Below are 16,427 nucleotides of genomic sequence, written 5' to 3' on the forward strand. Positions count from 1 at the left end.
CGGCGAATCTCAGTCGTGCGGAGCCGGCTTGCGCAGGCTAGACAGGGTAATCGCAAAGATGATCAATGCTGCGCCAAGCAACATGCGCAACGTAGGTTCCTGCGCAAACAACCACCAGGCAGCCGCAATCGCATACACGGGTTCCAGGCTGATCACCAGGCCCGCTGCCCGCGCTGTCAGTACGCTCAGCGCAGACACGAACAAGTAGTGCGACAAGCCCGTGCACAGAATGCCAAGCAAGGCCATCCAGACCCAGTCGACTGCCCGCATGTCCCCGAACGAGGACAACGCGAACGGAACAACCAGCACCAACACCAGCAGGTTCTGCCAGAACGCGACTTGAACGGCATCGATACCCGCAGCAGCCCGTCGATTGATCAAGGCCAGCACGGCAAAAGTTGCCCCGGACAACAAGGCCCAGGCAAGCCCGATGGTGCCGGTATCAGACCAGTCGAACGCGGGCACCACCAGCACCAGACCAATCGTGACCAGGCCAAGCAACAGCAGTTCGCTTGCGCGCACGCGCTCGCGGAACACCACGATCTCGAACAAGGTAATGAAGGCTGGGAAGCTGGCAAAGCCAAGCGTGGCGATGGCAATGCCACCGACTTTCACTGCGTGGAAGAAGGTGGCCCAGTGCACCGCCAGCATGACACCGGCTGCCAGCAGCGCACGAGCATTGCCGGCATTCAGGCCACGTGTCAGCGACCTGCCGGTGAAGCCCGCAAAACCGGCCAGCGCCAGCAACGCAAACCCTGCGCGACCTGCCGTCACGGCGGCGGCCGTCGCCTGAATCAACTCACCGAACACCCCCGTCAACCCAAACAGGACGGCGGAAACATGGATGGCGACCAGCGCCCGATTGCGGTTCATGCGGCCTTTGCTACGACGCGCGGCCCTGGAAGAAAGTCCTGACTTCGCTTGCAACGCTGAGCGAGGTCAGCAGCGAGGTCTTCGGGTTGTCCGGCGCGGGATTGTTTTCGAAGCGGAATTCTGCCACGCCGGCCGAGCTCTCGATGTACAACTCATGGGTATTTGCGCTGACCGCCGGATCGACCACCACGCTGACCTGCGTGCGTGTCATGCCGATGCCGTTGAGCGCCACGGTTGCGGCAACATTCAGGTTCTTGGGATAACGCCGTGCCGCGCCGTCTGCACTGCCATCGAACAGTACGTGTTCTTCTTCCAAGGTATCGGGATCGATATTGAGGGCCAGCAGTTCGTCATGCCAGGCGCTCGGCGGCTTGCGCGACACGTATCGCACGCCCACCTCATCCAGATGCGCCACCGCGCGCAGGTAATCAAGCCCGCCCACCGCACCGGATGGCAAGCGTAACCACGTCTTGCCCCGCGCCGCAGCCTCGTGCAGGGAATCGGCAATCGTCGTATCGGCCAGTACCCCGACCGAACAGACCAGGGTAGGCAGTCCTGCTGCCAACAAGCCGGGCACGATCGCGGCAACCGCAGCATGACCGGCACACTCGACCACCAGATCGGTTTCGAACGCCAGTGCCTCGGTCACCGACGTAACCCGGGTAACCGGACGCCCGGCGTCGACACGCGGTGAGCCATTGCCTCTGGCCCAGACTGCCCAACGGTAGCCCCCTTCTTCCTGGTCAAGCTGCGCAATCAGCGACTTGCCGATTGCGCCGTAACCGATCACCAACACATTGCGCATGCTTGTCTCACCACCTTTGTACCGATGACACCAAGCATACTGAAGGGCAAGCGCGCGCAGGCATTGCGCGCGGCTTACTTGCTCACTTACAACATACGTAGTTGCTCGACCTCGAATTCCAGCTTGCCGTTGAATTCCTTGTCGAGTTCACCGGTGATTTCCACTTCGCGTTTGTCATCGAAGGCCTGGCCCACCGGGAAACGCTTGGCCGAGATTTCGACGCTGATGCGGCCCGTGCCGTCGTCGAAGGTGTAGTTCTTGCCACCGTCGTGCGACACGATGCGACCCTTCAGCGTCGCGTGCTGATCATCCTGCCCCTGGTCCACCAGTTGTTTGACACTCATGACCGGCACCGAGCTGGGGCCCTGGTACTGCGCCATCGCGCCAGTACTGGCAGAGACGAACAAAGCAAGCAGCGCGGCACGAGCGGTTTGGCGATTGATCAGGTTCATGGTTGCTTCCTCTTTGAGTTATCAAGATGCGGTCCTGGAGCAAAGATCGTTCTTGCCGATCTCTGCGTGTGGACATCATGTAGAGGATTTGAACAAGCGAAGATGAAGCAAACCTGAAGTCGGTGGGGGTATGCAGAAATCTCTGTAAAAAACTTCTGCGAACACTCAACGCACCGGCAAATCCACGCGCACCGACAGGCCTCGCCCATCCAGCCCGTCATCAAAAGACAGCTCGCCGCCATGCAGCACCACAATGCGTGCGACGATCGACAGCCCCAGGCCGCTTCCGGTTTCACCCGATCCAAGCACCCGGAAGAAGCGCTGCGTCAATCGCACCCGATCTTCCTTTGATACGCCCGGGCCATTGTCACGGACGGCGATACGCAGCCTGTGTGCGCGCGTCTCCACCTCGATACGCACCCGCCCACCTGTCGCTCCATAGCGCACAGCGTTGTCCACCAGATTGCGCAAGGCGCTGGCAAGCAAGGGCCGATTCGCACGAATCGTGAGCGCGTTCGATGTAGTGGGCAGCGCCACATTCAACATCATCGTCTTGGCCTGCGCCGCAGGTGTGCAAACTTGCACGACCTCATCCATCAAGCTTTGCAGATCCACGTCCTGCTTATCCAGCGTCTGCGGCTGTTGTGGGTCCAGACGCGCCAGCGCCAACAGGTTTTCCACCAACGACGTGCTGCGATCCACGTCGTCGCGCAGTACCTGCAAGGCAGTCTTCATGCTGTCAGGTGCCGCATCCCCCACAGGGTTTCCCGCAGCGTCGACAGGCCCTCGATACATGCGCTGCATCAACTGAATTTTCATGCGTAAAGCGGCAAGCGGCGTGCGCAACTCATGCGCCGCATCGGCCGTGAACCGGCGCTCTGCGTGCATGGCTTCAGCCAAGCGGCCAAACACAGCGTTCAAGGACAAAATGATGGACTGCAGTTCACGCGCCTGGCCGGCATCAGGCACGGCACTCAGGTCATCCGGCGACTTGGTCTTGATGTGTTGCGCAATGCGTTCCAGCGGCTGTAACAGGCTGCGGATCGCAAACCAATTCAACAGTCCCAGCAACAGCAGCAAGCCCAAGGCGGGCCACACCAGGTTCTCGGCCATCTCGGACAACAACTCGCTGCGGTCATCCCAGCGCTGGCCGATCTGCACCGCAAAACCTCGGTCCTCACTCTGGCGCACGTACACCCGCCACAGCTTGCCGTCGGCCCAGACGTTGTGAAAATCCTCGTCCTCATCGGGTTTGGCAACAAAGGGCAGCCGTGGCGCACGGTCCGCACGGCGCAGCATGGCACCTTCGTTCGAGATCAGCTGATAAGCCAGGCGCACCCGATGCCGCGACGGGTCCACCGCCGTGTCATCGTCCGCCAGCCGGCCATCACGCTGCAGCGAATCCCCCAACTGAATGGCAAGCCTCGCGCCCTCTTCCAACGCATCGTCGAACACGTCGCTGGTTTCATGCCAGGCCACACTGACCACCACCGCCAGACTGACCAGCCAGCACACGACGCTTGACCCAAGTGTGGTCAACAGCAAGCGACGGCGCAGGGAATAGGAGGCAGGTGACGCGGAGCCTGTCGGCGCGGAGGGCGTCGGGTCAGTGCTTGTAGATGCGGTGTGCGTGGACGCGGCTGTTGTGGTGCCAGCACGCATCGACGCAGCGTGGGTCGACGCCGAATCCCCGCCCACGCCGCCTTTCAGCCTTCTGCGTGACACGCGGTCACGCCACCACGCCAGGCCCGGTATGCGAACGCGGCGCATCGTTCAGGCACCCAGGCTGTAACCCTGCCGCCGCGCCGTGGTGATCGTGTCGCCACCCAGCTTCTTGCGCAGGTTGTAGATGTGTACTTCGATGGTGTTGCTCTCTACTTCTTCGCCCCATCCATACAAGGCTTCTTCCAACTGCTCGCGCGACACGATGCGCCCCTTGTTCAGCAGCAGGGCATGCAGCACGGCGAACTCACGCGCGGTCAACACCACCGGCGCATCGTTCAGCGTCACGGTCTTGCCGGCCGGATCAAGCGCAATGCCGCCGTGACGCAGCCAGGACACCGACTGCCCAGCGCCCCGCCGCAGTGCAGCCCGAATGCGCGCCGACAACTCCTCCAGGTCGAAGGGTTTGACCAGGTAATCATCGGCCCCCAGATCCAGACCCTGCACGCGGTCGGCCAGCGTGTCCCGCGCGGTGATCATCAGCACGGGTGTGGTCGCCTCGCGCGCACGCAGACTGGCAAGCAGTGTGTCGCCATCCAGCCCGGGCAGGCCGCGATCTAGCAACACGCACTGATAGGTCTGCGTGCGCAAGGCCGTGTCGGCCAAGTCACCACGGCGCACCCAGTCGACGGCATAACCGTCGAGCTTCAGCCAGGATTCAATGGTCGCGCCCAAAGAGGCGTCGTCTTCAACTAGAAGGATTCGCATCAGGCGAGGATATCAGCCGAGCATGAAGCGAATCTGAGGACCACGCGGTAGACCGCAAGAGGGTAATAAATTTCGGGCAAAACGAGATTGGCACGGCTGGGCCCCTACATTGGCCGCGCCGCCATTCGTGGCACTATCAAAGACCAAGATGCAGGCGGCAATCGACCGATCACGAACACATTACGCAGAAAATCTGATGACGACTGGAACAGAGAGATTCGCGGGCTGGCATGAAAACAAGCGTCTCGCTGTGTTGGCGGACTTCTATGAAGCTGCAAGCGCAGCGCCAGAGAGCGTGTCTGATGCGGAATTCATCCAACACATCACGGCAGCCTTCTGGCCGACGAACTGCTGGGCCTTTGTCGAGCAGGCGTTTGCGATCATTGCCCCGGGTTGCTCAATGCGACCTCACCTCGCGCGAGAACTCATCGCGCATCCCATCGAGGCGATGGTGGCCGGCGGACTCGAAGATGAGCGCCAAGTGATTGCGCAGGGAACGGCACTCGCGAACCACGCAGCACCTTACGTTGCGCCGTCATTGGACGGCCGGCAGTGGCTGCTGACGAAATGGCCTCAGCTGGAAGCCGTGGCTATCGAGGTGTTTCGCGAAAAGTATGCGGAGGCGACGAACTGAACGAGGCCGATGGTTCAGCCTGGATAAATCGACAGGCTGTATGCGACAACTGGATATTGGACACTGTCTAATATTCAGTCCAATAACGCAGAAACGAAAAAGCCCCCACTTTCGTGGAGGCTTCTCGTGAATTCTGGTGGGTTGTGACAGGCTCGAACTGTCGACCTACGGATTAAGAGTCCGCTGCTCTACCAACTGAGCTAACAACCCTTCGTCTTGCTTAGCGCTTGTTTCAGACTTGCGCTGTGTCCTAGATCTTTCTTTTTTCTTCGCCGCGTTTGTTTTGCATCGCCGAGACCAAGACTATACACAGTCTAAAAAATCCGTGCAAGTCGAATGGAAAATAATTTGATGAAAGCAGGCGAACAAGCTCCATCCGCCGCCCCCACTTATCAGAAGCCCGCTGACAAAAGACTGAGCACACCTTGAATTCAGGCCATCCCTGACGCCATCACTTGTAAGCATCAACGACCAACCTGCCGGCGCATCTGCCTGAGACTCCCCTTGGCAGAGCCACAGAAACATTACCCAAGCACGCGTTTTCCCACGCTGCAGCGCAGCATCTTCAAAGTAACGTCACGTTACCCCTGCCCGTCCACCGCCGAGCAGTCCGACTGGCATAGTCGCCCTTCCCCTGCGACATCGCCCTGGCGTTGCCGCTCCGACGACTCAGTGTTTGGACAGCCATGCCCAATTCCTCTTCGTCCGCGACGGCCGCGGTGTCCTCACCTTCCACAGGCGCGTCACACGCTGCGTCTGGCTCGTCATCCCAGACTTCCTCGCCTACTCCCCTGCTTTCTGTTCTGGATGTCATGGCCCTGATCGTCGGCATCGTGATCGGTGCAGGCATCTTCAGTGCACCAGCCATGGTGGCGGGCGCATCCGGCAGCGTCGAAGTCATGATGTTCGCCTGGGTCGTCGGCGGCCTGATCTCGCTGGCCGGTGCACTTTGTTATGCGGAACTGGCAACCACCTATCCGAATGCAGGCGGTGACTATCACTACCTGCGCATGGCGTTTGGCGAGAAAGTGTCTTTCCTGTTTGCCTGGGCTCGCCTGACGGTGATCCCCACCGGCTCGATAGCCTTGCTGGGTTATGTGTTCGGCGACTACTCAAGCCAGATCTACAGCTTCGGTCCAGGCTCTGCCGCCATCTACGCCACTTTGATGATCGTGGTGCTGACGGCCTTGAACATCATTGGCCTGCGGTCCGGCAAACGTGTGCAGAACCTGCTTACGCTGATCGAGGTTGGCGGCGTGCTGTTCATCATCGGTGCCGGCCTGTTGTTGACGCCGGCAACGGCCCCCGTGTCCGCCGTGGTAACACAAGCCGGCAGCGCGCCGCAGTGGGGATTGGTGCTGGTGTTCGTGATGCTGACCTATGGCGGCTGGAACGAGGCGGCCTATGTGTCGGCGGAAACCATCGGGGCCAAGCGCAACCTGCCGCGTGCCTTGTTCTGGAGCCTGGCGCTGATCACCACCGTTTATCTGCTGGTCAACATCGCCTATGTGAAGGTGTTGGGCCTGGCGGGCATGGCAGGTTCACAAGCCGTTGCCGCCGACGTGTTGCGCGCCGTGATGGGCCCGGCAGGCGCGCAGATCATCAGCGCACTGATTGCGGTGTCGGCGATCACCTCGGCCAACGCCACCATCCTCACCGCCGCGCGCACGACCTACGCATTCGGACGTGACGAACCCATGTTCGCGTTCCTGGGCCGCTGGAATGCGCGCCATCATGCGCCTACCAATGCTTTGCTGGTTCAGGGCGTGATTGCGCTGGCGCTGGTGTGCCTGGGCGCACTGACGCGCAGCGGTTTCAAGACCATGGTCGAGTACACCGCGCCGGTGTTCTGGCTGTTCTTCCTGCTGACCGGCATCTCGCTGTTTGTACTGCGCCGTCGCAATGCCGGCAAAGAACGCCCCTTCAGCGTGCCGCTGTATCCGCTGACGCCTTTGCTGTTCTGCGCCACCAGCGCATGGCTCCTGTATTCCAGCGTGCAGTACACCGGCATCGGTGCACTGGTCGGCATTGCGGTGCTGGCTGTCGGTGCCCTGCTGTTGTTCTGGCGTCGCCAAGTTTCCACCCCCGCACCGTAAGCCTTTCAATCGACCGCAGGAGCAGAGCGTGAGTCAATTCGTGAAGAAGATGCTTCCCTGGAAAACGGCCGTGCTGGGTCTGGGGCTGATGGCGTGCAGCGCAGCCTACGCCCAGCAATCCAGCCGCACGCCAGATGTGATCTATGTGCCGACGCCGCAACCCGTGGTCGACGCCATGCTGAAGGTTGCCAAGGTCGGCCCCAATGATGTGCTGTACGACCTGGGGTCGGGCGATGGGCGTATTCCGGTCACTGCCGCGCAGCGCTTCGGAATCCGTGCCGTCGGTATCGACATCGATCCGAAACGGATCGAAGAAGCCAATGCCAATGCGCAGCAAGCGGGCGTCACCGACAAGGTGAAATTCATTCAGGGCGATCTCTTCCAGCAGGATCTGTCGGAAGCCACGGTGGTCAGCCTGTACCTGCTGTCTACCTTGAACATGAAGCTGCGACCGACGCTGCTGAACCTGAAACCTGGCACCCGTATCGTGTCACACGCCTTCGCGATGGGCGACTGGGTGCCCGACCAGACGCTTGATGTCGGCGGGCGCATGGTCTATTTCTGGACCGTGCCCGAGAAGAAACCAGGCAGCTAACCCCAGCCCAACGGCCGAGCCAGCTCGGCCGTTTTCCTGTGCGCACGGCCAGGAATCTATAAGAGGCGTCCCCTGTACGCCACGTCTGTCGGGCCGCAAACAGACGGAAAGTTGGCAGAAACCCAGGTTCTTCTACAATACCGGTCCTCTTCCCCCACTCCGACTACAACCGGCGGCAGATGACGGCGGCGCACACCCATGTCTGGGATGCCGCGTCCCGGCACGCCAAGGACTCCAGATGACCAAGAAGAACGCCTACTCCCGCGACGAACTGCTGGCCTGCGGCCGCGGCGAAATGTTCGGGGAAGGCAATGCCCAACTGCCGCTGCCGAACATGTTGATGATGGACCGCATCACCCACATCTCGGATACCGGCGGCAAGTACGGCAAGGGCGAAGTGATCGCCGAACTCGATATCCATCCCGACCTGTGGTTCTTCGGCTGCCACTTCCAGGGCGATCCGGTGATGCCGGGCTGCCTGGGCCTCGACGCCATGTGGCAACTGGTTGGCTTCTATCTGGGCTGGCAAGGCAATCCGGGCCGTGGCCGTGCGCTGGGTTCCAGCGAAGTGAAGTTCACCGGCCAGGTGCTGCCGACCGCCAAGCTGGTGACCTATCACATCGACATCAAGCGCACGATCAACCGTTCGCTGGTGCTGGGCATCGGCGACGGCCGCATGATGGTCGACGGCCGTGAGATCTACACCGCCGAAGGCCTGCGCGTGGGTCTGTTCACCTCGACCGACAGCTTCTGATCGCTTGATCGGCAGGATCGCATCGCCGCCAGGCGGTGCGCCTTGCAGCCGGTCGCCCGACCGGCTGCATGCTCCGTCGCCAGACGCGGCTTGTCCTGCACCCTGTTCTGCATACCACCGGTGAAGCATCACCGCGTGCGGCCGATATCGTCAGCCTACTGTTCGGCCCGTGGGCCAATCCTCCCCAGCATGGCAAGATGTGACGCGTAACGTGCTTGTGACGTGCTCGCAGCACATCCACGTCTGAGGTTTTTGCAGCACGTTTTTCAGCACGTTCGGCAAGACATCAAGCAAGACACTCACTCAGCACGTGCCGCCTTCCGTTCCCGCGCCCTATTCACCACAGGCCCGCCATGCATGCTCCGGATTCTCCGCCACACCATCGGCTTGCTGCCCTGATCGGCGCGACCCCGCGTGAACTGCTGCCGGCCATTGCTGGCTTCGTGCTGTTCTTCTGCCTGTTCTGCGGCTACTTCATGCTGCGCCCCATCCGCGAAGCCATGGGCATCGCGGGCGGTGTCGACAAGCTGCAATGGCTGTTTACCGCCACCTTTGTGGTCACGCTGCTGGTGGTGCCACTGCACGGCTGGCTGAGCGCGCACGTTCCGCGCAGGCGCTTCATCGACTGGGCCTACGGCTTTTTTGTGGTGAACCTGCTGGCGTTCGCGCTGGTGTTTGGCCTGGCGGGCGAATCGGTCTGGGCGGCGCGCATCTTCTACGTCTGGCTGTCGGTCTACAACCTGTTCGTGATGTCGGTGGCGTGGAGCCTGATGGCCGATGTCTTCGACCGTGAACAGGCCGAACGCCTGTTCGCCTTCATGGCGGCCGGTGCCAGCGTGGGCGGCCTGGTTGGCCCCGCCATCGGCGCGCTGCTGATCACGGTAGTCGGCCAACACGGCCTGCTGTTGCTTGCGGCGGTGTTGCTGGCAGCCGCCGTGGCGATCAAACACTACCTGATGGCCTGGCGCGAAGTGGGTGGTGCGGGCCGGCCAAACGCCCCGCGCCCATCGGAAGCCACCAGTCGCCCGATTGCCGGCAATCCCTTCGAAGGGGCCAAGCAGGTATTTTCATCCCCCTATCTATTGGGGGTCAGCGTATTCGTGATCCTGCTGGCCACCGTCAGCACCTTCCTGTATTTCGAGCAGGCACGTCTGGTGGCCGGCGTCTTCCCCGACCGCGCCGCGCAGATCCGGGTCTTCAGCCTGATCGACATCGCCGTGCAAAGCCTGTCGCTGATCGCCCAGGTGTTCATCACCGGCCGCGTGGCCCGCAAGCTGGGCGTGCGGGCCTTGCTGATGGGCGTACCGCTGATGATGGCCGTAGGTTTTGGTCTGCTGGCGCTGCTGCCGGGCTTCGCGGTGCTGGCGGGCGTGATGATCGTCCGCCGTGTCGGGGAATACGCATTCGTGCGGCCGGGCCGGGAAATGTTGTTTGCGCCCATGCCGCCCGTGCGCAAATACCAGGCAAAACAGTTCATCGACACCGTGGTCTACCGGGGTGGCGATGCGATCAGCGGCTGGGCCAAGACCGGCCTGGACGCGCTTGGCCAGGGTCCGGTACTGGTGGCGGTGATTGGCGTCGGATGCGCACTTGCGTGGGCGATCAGCGGTCATCTGTTGGGCCGCGCCCACGACACAGGCGGCACGGCGGGCGAACTGCGGTAAGGTGTCGCCCATGTCTACCAATCCTGTAATTTCCTGGACCGAAGCCGAAGTTCTGCACGAAGCGCGCTGGCGCTCGGAGAACGGCAGTCCCCCCCCGAAGCGCGTGGTGATCGGCAACGATCAGACCAGCGCCGACGACGCATATCGCTGGGCCTGCGAGGGCACCGCCATCCTCTGGCGCGGCGATTATCAGAACGCCCGTCAGCTGTTGACGGCCATGTCGCGACGTGTCGAGCGCAAGCCGAGCAAGGCGAAAAAGCCGCTGCCCACGCCCATCGAAGCCTTCAACCAACACCGTCAGGCACAGGCGCAACGCGCCCGCACGCTGGGCATGTTGCTGTTGCCGGTCGATGCCGACCATCAGCTGAATCTGCGCCGTGCCCCTGACATCCGCCAGGCCTGCATCGAAGCCTACGGCAAGGATGACAAGCCTTATGTGGTGTCGCTGCGCGAAATCCTGGGCCTGATCGGCGCGCATGAATGGCGCAAGAAAGGCGTGGTGATTCCGGCCATCGGCAACCGCGTGCATCCCCACTACGGCGTGTTCTCGCCGGTGCGTGGCGAATACCTGGAACTGGTCGGTGACCCGGAACTGCCCCTGCCGTCCACGGCACTGGCCTGGGATATCGGCACCGGTACCGGCGTGATCGCTGCCTTGCTGGCGCGTCGTGGCGTGAAAAAAGTGGTCGCCACCGACATCGACCCGCGTGCGATTGCCTGCGCCCGTGACAACGTGGCCCGCCTGGGTGTGGCCGACAGCGTCACCGTCGAACAGACCGACATGTTCCCGGAAGGCAAAGCCCCGCTGATCGTCTGCAACCCGCCCTGGCTGCCCGCACGTCCCAGCTCGCCCATTGAAGGCGCGATCTACGACCCGGAAAGCCGCATGTTGCTGGCCTACCTGAACGGTCTGGCGTCGCACCTGACGCAAGGCGGCGAAGGCTGGCTGATCCTGTCCGATCTGGCCGAGCACCTGGGCCTGCGCACCCGTGCGTTCCTGATCAACGCCATTGAAGAAGCGGGCCTGTACATCAAGGCCTACATGCAAATGGCACCGGAACACCCGAAGGCCAACGATCCGACCGATCCCTTGCATTCGGCGCGTGTCGCGGAAGTCACGACCCTGTATCGGCTGCGCGTGCGTTAAGCCTCGGGCTTGTGCGATTGCTACATCGATAGGCGTGCTCCTTTTGGGGCGCGCCTATTTTTTTTGCAGGTTGGACTTGCTGGAGCCGGCTCGCTGGTTTTGGCCAAGTCAGGTGCTTATGCCGTAAAAGTACTGGCTTTGCGTGGCCGGAATAATTTCTAATTGTCGAGTTACGCGCGCGGGCGCGTGTGCCTGTCCACAGGTGCAAGGCCGCGCGACTTTTCCTCAGGAAGCCCAATGACGACGTCTGCCAATTCCCGCCAGTCCGAACACCCGATTTCCCCGATTTTCCTGGAGCGCTGGTCGCCGCGCGCCTTCACCGGTGAAAACATCCCGGAAGCCGAACTGCTGACCATCCTCGACGCCGCACGCTGGGCACCGTCGTCTTACAACTTCCAGCCGTGGCGCTTCCTGTATGCGCGCCGTGGCACGCCGAACTTTGAGCGTTATCTGGCGATCCTGAACGAGTTCAATCGCGGCTGGGGTCATACCGCGTCGGCCATCCTGATCATCGCGTCGAAGAAGACTTCGCAGGCACCGGGCGCGGCGCAAGCCACCCCCAACCTCACGCACAGCCTGGACACCGGCGCTGCCTGGGGCTACCTGGCCCTGCAAGCCAGCCTGTCGGGCTGGCACGCACACGGCCTGGGCGGCTTCGACCGCGATCTGGCGCGCAGCGAACTGAACATCCCGGACGACTACACCGTTGAAGCCGCAGCCGTGATTGGCCGCCTGGGCGACAAGTCGCTGCTGCCGGAAGGCCTGCAAGGCGGCGAGACGCCTAGCCCGCGTCGCCCGCTGGCGCAGGTCGCGTTCGAAGGCAACTTCGTCGGCGAATAAGAAGTAGTCGGCGAGGGTCGGTTCAGGCCTTGGCAGCCAAGCTCGGCAAAGCAGTCATCGACAGATCGTGGATCGACACGCAGTCAATCCTCGATTCATCCAACAAGCTGCACTCGCCGAGATCGAACTGACGACAAAACGCCTGGCGCGCCGCAATGCGGAGCCCAGGCGTTTTTTTTGGCCGGCGTCTGTGTGCCAACCAAAACCTCAATGCGCCGTCGTCCCCAGAAACTGCTGCAACTCCGGCGTCTTGGGATTGGCAAAAATCTCTTCCGGCGGTCCGATCTCGTGCACCAGTCCCTGATGCATGAACACCACCCGGTCGCACACTTCACGCGCAAAGCGCATCTCGTGGGTGACCATGATCAGCGTCATGCCGGCTGCGGCCAATGAACGCACCACCGCCAGCACCTCGTTGACCAGCTCAGGGTCCAGCGCCGAGGTGATTTCATCGCACAGCAACGCAATCGGTTCCATCGCCAGCGCACGGGCAATGGCAACCCGCTGCTGCTGGCCGCCCGACAACTGATCCGGCCACGCATCGAATTTGTGGCCCAGGCCCACGCGTTCCAGCATCTCGCGCGCAAGCTTCTCGGCGTCGGCTTTAGAAGTGCCCTTCACCACCGTGGGCGACAGCATCACGTTGCGGCCAGCGGTCAGATGCGGGAACAGATTAAACTGCTGGAAGATCATGCCGACCTTCAATCGCAGCAAGCGCAGCCGCATCTCGTCATCAGCCACCTGGGCATCGGCCACCATGATGGCACCACCGTCCAGTTGCTCCAGTCCGTTGATGCAGCGAAGCAGCGTGCTCTTGCCCGACCCGCTCTTGCCGATCAGTGCAATCACCTCGCCGGGTTCGATACGCAGCGTGATGCCCTTGAGCACTTCGTTGTCGCCGAACCGCTTGCGTACATCTTCAAGCGCGATGAGGGGCATTGAGTTTCCTTTCCAGCCGCAGGCTCAACCGCGACAGCGGCCAGCACAGGGCGAAGTAAATAAGGGCGGCGATGCCGTAGACCACAAACGGGTTGAAGGTCGCATTAGTAATGATCGTGGCGGCCTTGGACAGCTCGGTGAAACCGATGATCGAGGTCACTGCCGTGCCCTTCACGATCTGCACCGCAAAGCCCACGGTCGGTGCCACCGCAATGCGTGCAGCCTGTGGCAAGACCACATGACGCATCTGCTGCACATAGCCCATGGCCAGACTGGCCGACGATTCCCACTGACCGCGTGGAATGGCTTCCACGCAACCGCGCCAGATCTCGGACAGAAAGGCCGCAGACCACAAGGTCAGCGTGGCACCGGCTGCCAGCCAGGCAGGCACTTCGACACCGACCAAGGACAGCCCGAAGAACGCCAGGAACAACTGCATCAGCAAGGGCGTTCCCTGGAACAACTCGATATAGACCCAGGCGGCACGCCGCAGGCCGGCCAGCCGCGAGGTCCGGGCCATCAACACCAGCAGTCCCAGCACCCCGCCACCGACAAACGCCACCAGCGACAACACCACTGTCCACCGTGCCGTCAGCAGCAGTGCGCTGACGATGTCCCACAAGCTGAAGCTCATCATCGTGCGGGCCTCCCGAACCAGTGACGACCCAACATGCGCAGCAATTGACGCAGGATCAGCGCCAAGGCCAGGTAGGTCAGCGTCGCCACGATGTAGCTTTCAAAGGCGCGGAAATTACGCGACTGGATATAGGCCGCCGCGAAGCTCACGTCTTCAACCGAGATCTGCGAGCACACTGCCGACCCCAGCATCACGATCACGATCTGCGAAGACAAGGCCGGCCAGATACGCGCCAGCGCAGGTTTCAGAATCACATGACGGAACACCTGGATGCGGCTCATGGCCAGACTGGCCCCTGCTTCGAATTGGCCGCGATGCGTGGCCACGATGCCCGCCCGGATGATCTCGCAACTGTAGGCACCCAGGTTCAGTGCCATCGCCAGGCAAGCCGCCTGCATCTCGGTCAGCGACATGCCCAGCGCGGGCAGGCCGAAGAAGATGAAGAACAGCTGGATCAGGAACGGCGTGTTCCGAATCAACTCGACGTAGGCCGTGACCGGCACGCGCAAGGCGCGCGGCCCCTGGGTGCGTGCCCAGGCGCACGCGATACCGACCGCGATGCCCGCCAGCGCACCAAAGACGATCAGTTCGGTCGTGACCACAATGCCTTTCAGCAGCACGGGCGTGTAATCGAAGACCGCCCCGAAATCGAATTTGTATGCCATCAGGCGTCGCTCGACAGGTGAAGATCAGAGATCGGCCGGCAGGCCCATGCCCAGCCACTTCTGCGAGATCGCAGACAACGAGCCGTCTTTCTTCGCGGTAGCCAGGATGTCGTTGACCTTGGCCATCAGCGCCGGTTCGTTCTTGTTCAAGCCGATGAAGCACGGCGAATTCTTGATCAGGAACTTGGTCTCCGGCTTCTTCGGCGGGTTACGCGCGAGGATAGCGGCGGCGATCACGTTGCCGGTGGCGATCAGTTCGGTCTGGCCCGACAGGAAGGCGCTGATGGTGCCGTTGTTGTCTTCGTAGCGCTTGATCGACGCGGTGGTCGGGGCAATCTTGCTCAGCTCAATGTCTTCGACCGAGCCACGGGTCACGCCCACGCTCTTGCCCGCGATGTCCTCGATCTTGGTAGCCTTGACGCTGGCCGGGCCGAACACGCCGTTGAAGAACGGTGCGTAGGCGTCGCTGAAGTCGATGACTTTCTCGCGCTCGGCATTCTTGCCCATGCTGGAGATGACCAGATCAACCTTGTTGGTCTGCAGGAAAGGCACGCGATTGGCGCTGCCCACCGGCACCAGTTCGACTTTCACGCCCAGCTTGCTGGCGATCAGGTTGGCGACGTCGATGTCATAACCCACTGGCTTCAGATCCGGGCCGGCCGAACCGAAAGGCGGGAAATCCTGCGGCACGGCGATTTTGATGACGCCAGCTTTGGTCAGGTCTGCCAGCGCATCGGCGTGGGCCGGGCTGATCGCGACGGCGGCAAACAAGGCGGCAAACTTCAACAGGTTTCTGCGTTTCATAAGACTCTCCGGCGCGCGGCGGCCGCATGGTTAAGAATTGAACACCGATTTGGTATACAAAACTCTTTATGCAAAGCCTGTGCCAGACACGCCTGATCGGCGGCAGATACGCTTGCTTACTGGGAATGCGTCGCGCTTGCGGGCTAGCCCGGGTCAAGCCGCCAGTGGTGAACTAGCCAAGATGGGGATCAAGACGCCTTCAAACGGTGCGCCAGTGCACCACTGCCGCGCATGGCCGAGCAGCCAGCGCGCGAACCCGATCAGGTAAGCAGCGCTGCGACCAAGTCGCCGTCAGACCCCGACGTGTCCTCGGAAAAATCGAGAGCACGTTCGACATGTTCCAAGTGCTCGATCATCAATTGACACGCCGTTTCCACATCGCCGCGCTTGGCGGCCTTCAGGAAAGCGTGGTGCTCGCCGGATGACTCTTCGGCATCCAGGGTGGACTGATACAGCGTGGTGATCACCGCACTGCGCGCGTACAGCTCACGCAGCATCTCAGTCAGCACCCCGTTGCCAACCACGTCTGCCAACAGCACGTGGAAGTCCACCAGCAGCCGGTTGCGCAGCTGCACATCCTGGCCCACCACGGCTTCCCGTTCCTGCTTCAAGTGGGCCTCGATGCGGCGATAGTCCGCAGGCTTTGCGCACGCCACAAACTCACGCGCCAAGGCCGTTTCCAGAATGCGACGCACCGCAAATACCTCACGTGCCTCGGCAGCGCTGGGCTTGCTGACAAACGCGCCCTTGTCAGGCACCGTGCGGATCAACTTGTCTTTGGACAACATCAGCAAGGCCGCACGGATCTTGGTGCGGCTGACGCCATAGGCGCGCGCAAGCGCTTCTTCGCGCAGACGCGTGCCGGGCGGCAGGCGGTGGGCGACGATGGCGGCAGCAATGTCGTGCGCGATCTGCTCGGCGCTGGGATCGGCGGGGACAGGCTTCGAGGTGGCGGGATTCTTGCTCATGGTGCCGCATAGTCTACCGAAATCTACGCACATTTATTGCATACAAAAATTACATGCATTAAAGTTGTTTCAGCGCTGCACAGCGTTACGGTGTTGTGCCAGCCCATTTCCTGCCGTCTTTGCC

At 61.8% G+C, this 16,427-nt stretch carries 17 protein-coding genes and 1 tRNA gene; 7 read left to right on the forward strand and 11 right to left on the reverse strand.

What is annotated here, in order from left to right:
• Window positions 1-9: 9 nt before the first annotated feature.
• From FXN63_RS21685 to FXN63_RS21705, 5 genes are all read right to left on the reverse strand, one after another.
• A complete protein-coding gene (locus tag FXN63_RS21685; protein ID WP_148817465.1) occupies window positions 10-873 on the reverse strand; it encodes a DMT family transporter in 864 nt (287 codons plus the stop codon).
• Between the two features lie 10 nt (window positions 874-883).
• Complete coding sequence (locus FXN63_RS21690) at window positions 884-1,678, reverse strand: aspartate dehydrogenase (protein ID WP_148817467.1); 795 nt, start codon at window positions 1,676-1,678, stop codon at window positions 884-886.
• Window positions 1,679-1,764: 86 nt separating this feature from the next.
• On the reverse strand, window positions 1,765-2,130 hold the full coding sequence (locus tag FXN63_RS21695; protein WP_148817470.1) for a YgiW/YdeI family stress tolerance OB fold protein: 366 nt from the start codon (window positions 2,128-2,130) through the stop codon (window positions 1,765-1,767).
• A 165-nt stretch (window positions 2,131-2,295) separates the two neighbouring features.
• A complete protein-coding gene (locus FXN63_RS21700) occupies window positions 2,296-3,900 on the reverse strand; it encodes a sensor histidine kinase (protein WP_246164931.1) in 1,605 nt (534 codons plus the stop codon).
• A 3-nt stretch (window positions 3,901-3,903) separates the two neighbouring features.
• Complete coding sequence (locus FXN63_RS21705) at window positions 3,904-4,560, reverse strand: response regulator transcription factor (RefSeq protein ID WP_148817472.1); 657 nt, start codon at window positions 4,558-4,560, stop codon at window positions 3,904-3,906.
• Between the two features lie 127 nt (window positions 4,561-4,687).
• On the opposite strand from FXN63_RS21705, the gene FXN63_RS21710 reads away from it, so the two are divergent.
• On the forward strand, window positions 4,688-5,194 hold the full coding sequence (locus FXN63_RS21710) for a hypothetical protein (protein ID WP_148817474.1): 507 nt from the start codon (window positions 4,688-4,690) through the stop codon (window positions 5,192-5,194).
• A 134-nt stretch (window positions 5,195-5,328) separates the two neighbouring features.
• Here the strand turns inward: FXN63_RS21710 and FXN63_RS21715 are convergent.
• A tRNA-Lys gene (locus FXN63_RS21715) sits at window positions 5,329-5,404 on the reverse strand.
• 476 nt (window positions 5,405-5,880) lie between these two features.
• Here FXN63_RS21715 and FXN63_RS21720 point away from each other — a divergent pair.
• The 6 genes from FXN63_RS21720 to FXN63_RS21745 all read left to right on the forward strand — a co-directional run bounded on the left by FXN63_RS21720 (window position 5,881) and on the right by FXN63_RS21745 (window position 12,290).
• A complete protein-coding gene (locus FXN63_RS21720; protein ID WP_148817476.1) occupies window positions 5,881-7,290 on the forward strand; it encodes an APC family permease in 1,410 nt (469 codons plus the stop codon).
• 28 nt (window positions 7,291-7,318) lie between these two features.
• Window positions 7,319-7,885 carry an SAM-dependent methyltransferase gene (locus FXN63_RS21725; protein ID WP_246164932.1) on the forward strand — a complete coding sequence of 189 codons (567 nt, stop codon included), beginning with the start codon at window positions 7,319-7,321 and terminating at the stop codon, window positions 7,883-7,885.
• Window positions 7,886-8,123: 238 nt separating this feature from the next.
• Window positions 8,124-8,639 carry a 3-hydroxyacyl-[acyl-carrier-protein] dehydratase FabA gene (gene fabA, locus FXN63_RS21730; RefSeq protein ID WP_148817478.1) on the forward strand — a complete coding sequence of 172 codons (516 nt, stop codon included), beginning with the start codon at window positions 8,124-8,126 and terminating at the stop codon, window positions 8,637-8,639.
• A 353-nt stretch (window positions 8,640-8,992) separates the two neighbouring features.
• A complete protein-coding gene (locus FXN63_RS21735) occupies window positions 8,993-10,303 on the forward strand; it encodes an NTP/NDP exchange transporter (RefSeq protein ID WP_148817480.1) in 1,311 nt (436 codons plus the stop codon).
• 10 nt (window positions 10,304-10,313) lie between these two features.
• Window positions 10,314-11,450 carry a 50S ribosomal protein L11 methyltransferase gene (locus FXN63_RS21740; RefSeq protein ID WP_148817482.1) on the forward strand — a complete coding sequence of 379 codons (1,137 nt, stop codon included), beginning with the start codon at window positions 10,314-10,316 and terminating at the stop codon, window positions 11,448-11,450.
• 237 nt (window positions 11,451-11,687) lie between these two features.
• Window positions 11,688-12,290 carry a nitroreductase family protein gene (locus tag FXN63_RS21745; protein WP_148817484.1) on the forward strand — a complete coding sequence of 201 codons (603 nt, stop codon included), beginning with the start codon at window positions 11,688-11,690 and terminating at the stop codon, window positions 12,288-12,290.
• Window positions 12,291-12,497: 207 nt separating this feature from the next.
• On the opposite strand, the gene FXN63_RS21750 is transcribed toward FXN63_RS21745, so the two are convergent.
• The 5 genes from FXN63_RS21750 to FXN63_RS21770 all read right to left on the reverse strand — a co-directional run bounded on the left by FXN63_RS21750 (window position 12,498) and on the right by FXN63_RS21770 (window position 16,303).
• Window positions 12,498-13,229: an amino acid ABC transporter ATP-binding protein gene (locus FXN63_RS21750; protein WP_148817486.1), complete on the reverse strand. Its 732-nt coding sequence runs from the start codon at window positions 13,227-13,229 to the stop codon at window positions 12,498-12,500.
• Window positions 13,210-13,866 carry an amino acid ABC transporter permease gene (locus FXN63_RS21755; protein ID WP_148817488.1) on the reverse strand — a complete coding sequence of 219 codons (657 nt, stop codon included), beginning with the start codon at window positions 13,864-13,866 and terminating at the stop codon, window positions 13,210-13,212. Before FXN63_RS21755 ends, FXN63_RS21750 begins: the two co-directional genes overlap by 20 nt.
• Entirely contained in the window at window positions 13,863-14,531 is a 669-nt protein-coding gene (locus tag FXN63_RS21760; RefSeq protein WP_148817490.1) for an amino acid ABC transporter permease, read from the reverse strand. The genes FXN63_RS21755 and FXN63_RS21760 overlap by 4 nt, the downstream gene beginning before the upstream one ends.
• Window positions 14,532-14,555: 24 nt before the next feature.
• On the reverse strand, window positions 14,556-15,335 hold the full coding sequence (locus FXN63_RS21765; protein WP_148817492.1) for a transporter substrate-binding domain-containing protein: 780 nt from the start codon (window positions 15,333-15,335) through the stop codon (window positions 14,556-14,558).
• A 260-nt stretch (window positions 15,336-15,595) separates the two neighbouring features.
• Complete coding sequence (locus FXN63_RS21770; RefSeq protein ID WP_148817494.1) at window positions 15,596-16,303, reverse strand: GntR family transcriptional regulator; 708 nt, start codon at window positions 16,301-16,303, stop codon at window positions 15,596-15,598.
• Between the last annotated feature and the right edge of the window lie 124 nt (window positions 16,304-16,427).

Source organism: Pigmentiphaga aceris, assembly GCF_008119665.1.
In the GTDB taxonomy this organism is placed as follows: Bacteria; Pseudomonadota; Gammaproteobacteria; order Burkholderiales; family Burkholderiaceae_B; genus Pigmentiphaga; species Pigmentiphaga aceris.

Excerpts from the sequence above, each read along its gene's own strand:
- FXN63_RS21685 (WP_148817465.1), bottom strand. The coding sequence starts at position 873 with ATGAACCGCAATCGGGCGCTGGTCGCCATCCATGTTTCCGCCGTCCTG.
- FXN63_RS21690 (WP_148817467.1), bottom strand. The coding sequence starts at position 1,678 with ATGCGCAATGTGTTGGTGATCGGTTACGGCGCAATCGGCAAGTCGCTG.
- FXN63_RS21695 (WP_148817470.1), bottom strand. The coding sequence starts at position 2,130 with ATGAACCTGATCAATCGCCAAACCGCTCGTGCCGCGCTGCTTGCTTTG.
- FXN63_RS21700 (WP_246164931.1), bottom strand. The coding sequence starts at position 3,900 with ATGCGCCGCGTTCGCATACCGGGCCTGGCGTGGTGGCGTGACCGCGTG.
- FXN63_RS21705 (WP_148817472.1), bottom strand. The coding sequence starts at position 4,560 with ATGCGAATCCTTCTAGTTGAAGACGACGCCTCTTTGGGCGCGACCATT.
- FXN63_RS21720 (WP_148817476.1), top strand. The coding sequence starts at position 5,881 with ATGCCCAATTCCTCTTCGTCCGCGACGGCCGCGGTGTCCTCACCTTCC.
- fabA (WP_148817478.1), top strand. The coding sequence starts at position 8,124 with ATGACCAAGAAGAACGCCTACTCCCGCGACGAACTGCTGGCCTGCGGC.
- FXN63_RS21735 (WP_148817480.1), top strand. The coding sequence starts at position 8,993 with ATGCATGCTCCGGATTCTCCGCCACACCATCGGCTTGCTGCCCTGATC.
- FXN63_RS21740 (WP_148817482.1), top strand. The coding sequence starts at position 10,314 with ATGTCTACCAATCCTGTAATTTCCTGGACCGAAGCCGAAGTTCTGCAC.
- FXN63_RS21745 (WP_148817484.1), top strand. The coding sequence starts at position 11,688 with ATGACGACGTCTGCCAATTCCCGCCAGTCCGAACACCCGATTTCCCCG.
- FXN63_RS21750 (WP_148817486.1), bottom strand. The coding sequence starts at position 13,229 with ATGCCCCTCATCGCGCTTGAAGATGTACGCAAGCGGTTCGGCGACAAC.
- FXN63_RS21755 (WP_148817488.1), bottom strand. The coding sequence starts at position 13,866 with ATGATGAGCTTCAGCTTGTGGGACATCGTCAGCGCACTGCTGCTGACG.
- FXN63_RS21760 (WP_148817490.1), bottom strand. The coding sequence starts at position 14,531 with ATGGCATACAAATTCGATTTCGGGGCGGTCTTCGATTACACGCCCGTG.
- FXN63_RS21765 (WP_148817492.1), bottom strand. The coding sequence starts at position 15,335 with ATGAAACGCAGAAACCTGTTGAAGTTTGCCGCCTTGTTTGCCGCCGTC.
- FXN63_RS21770 (WP_148817494.1), bottom strand. The coding sequence starts at position 16,303 with ATGAGCAAGAATCCCGCCACCTCGAAGCCTGTCCCCGCCGATCCCAGC.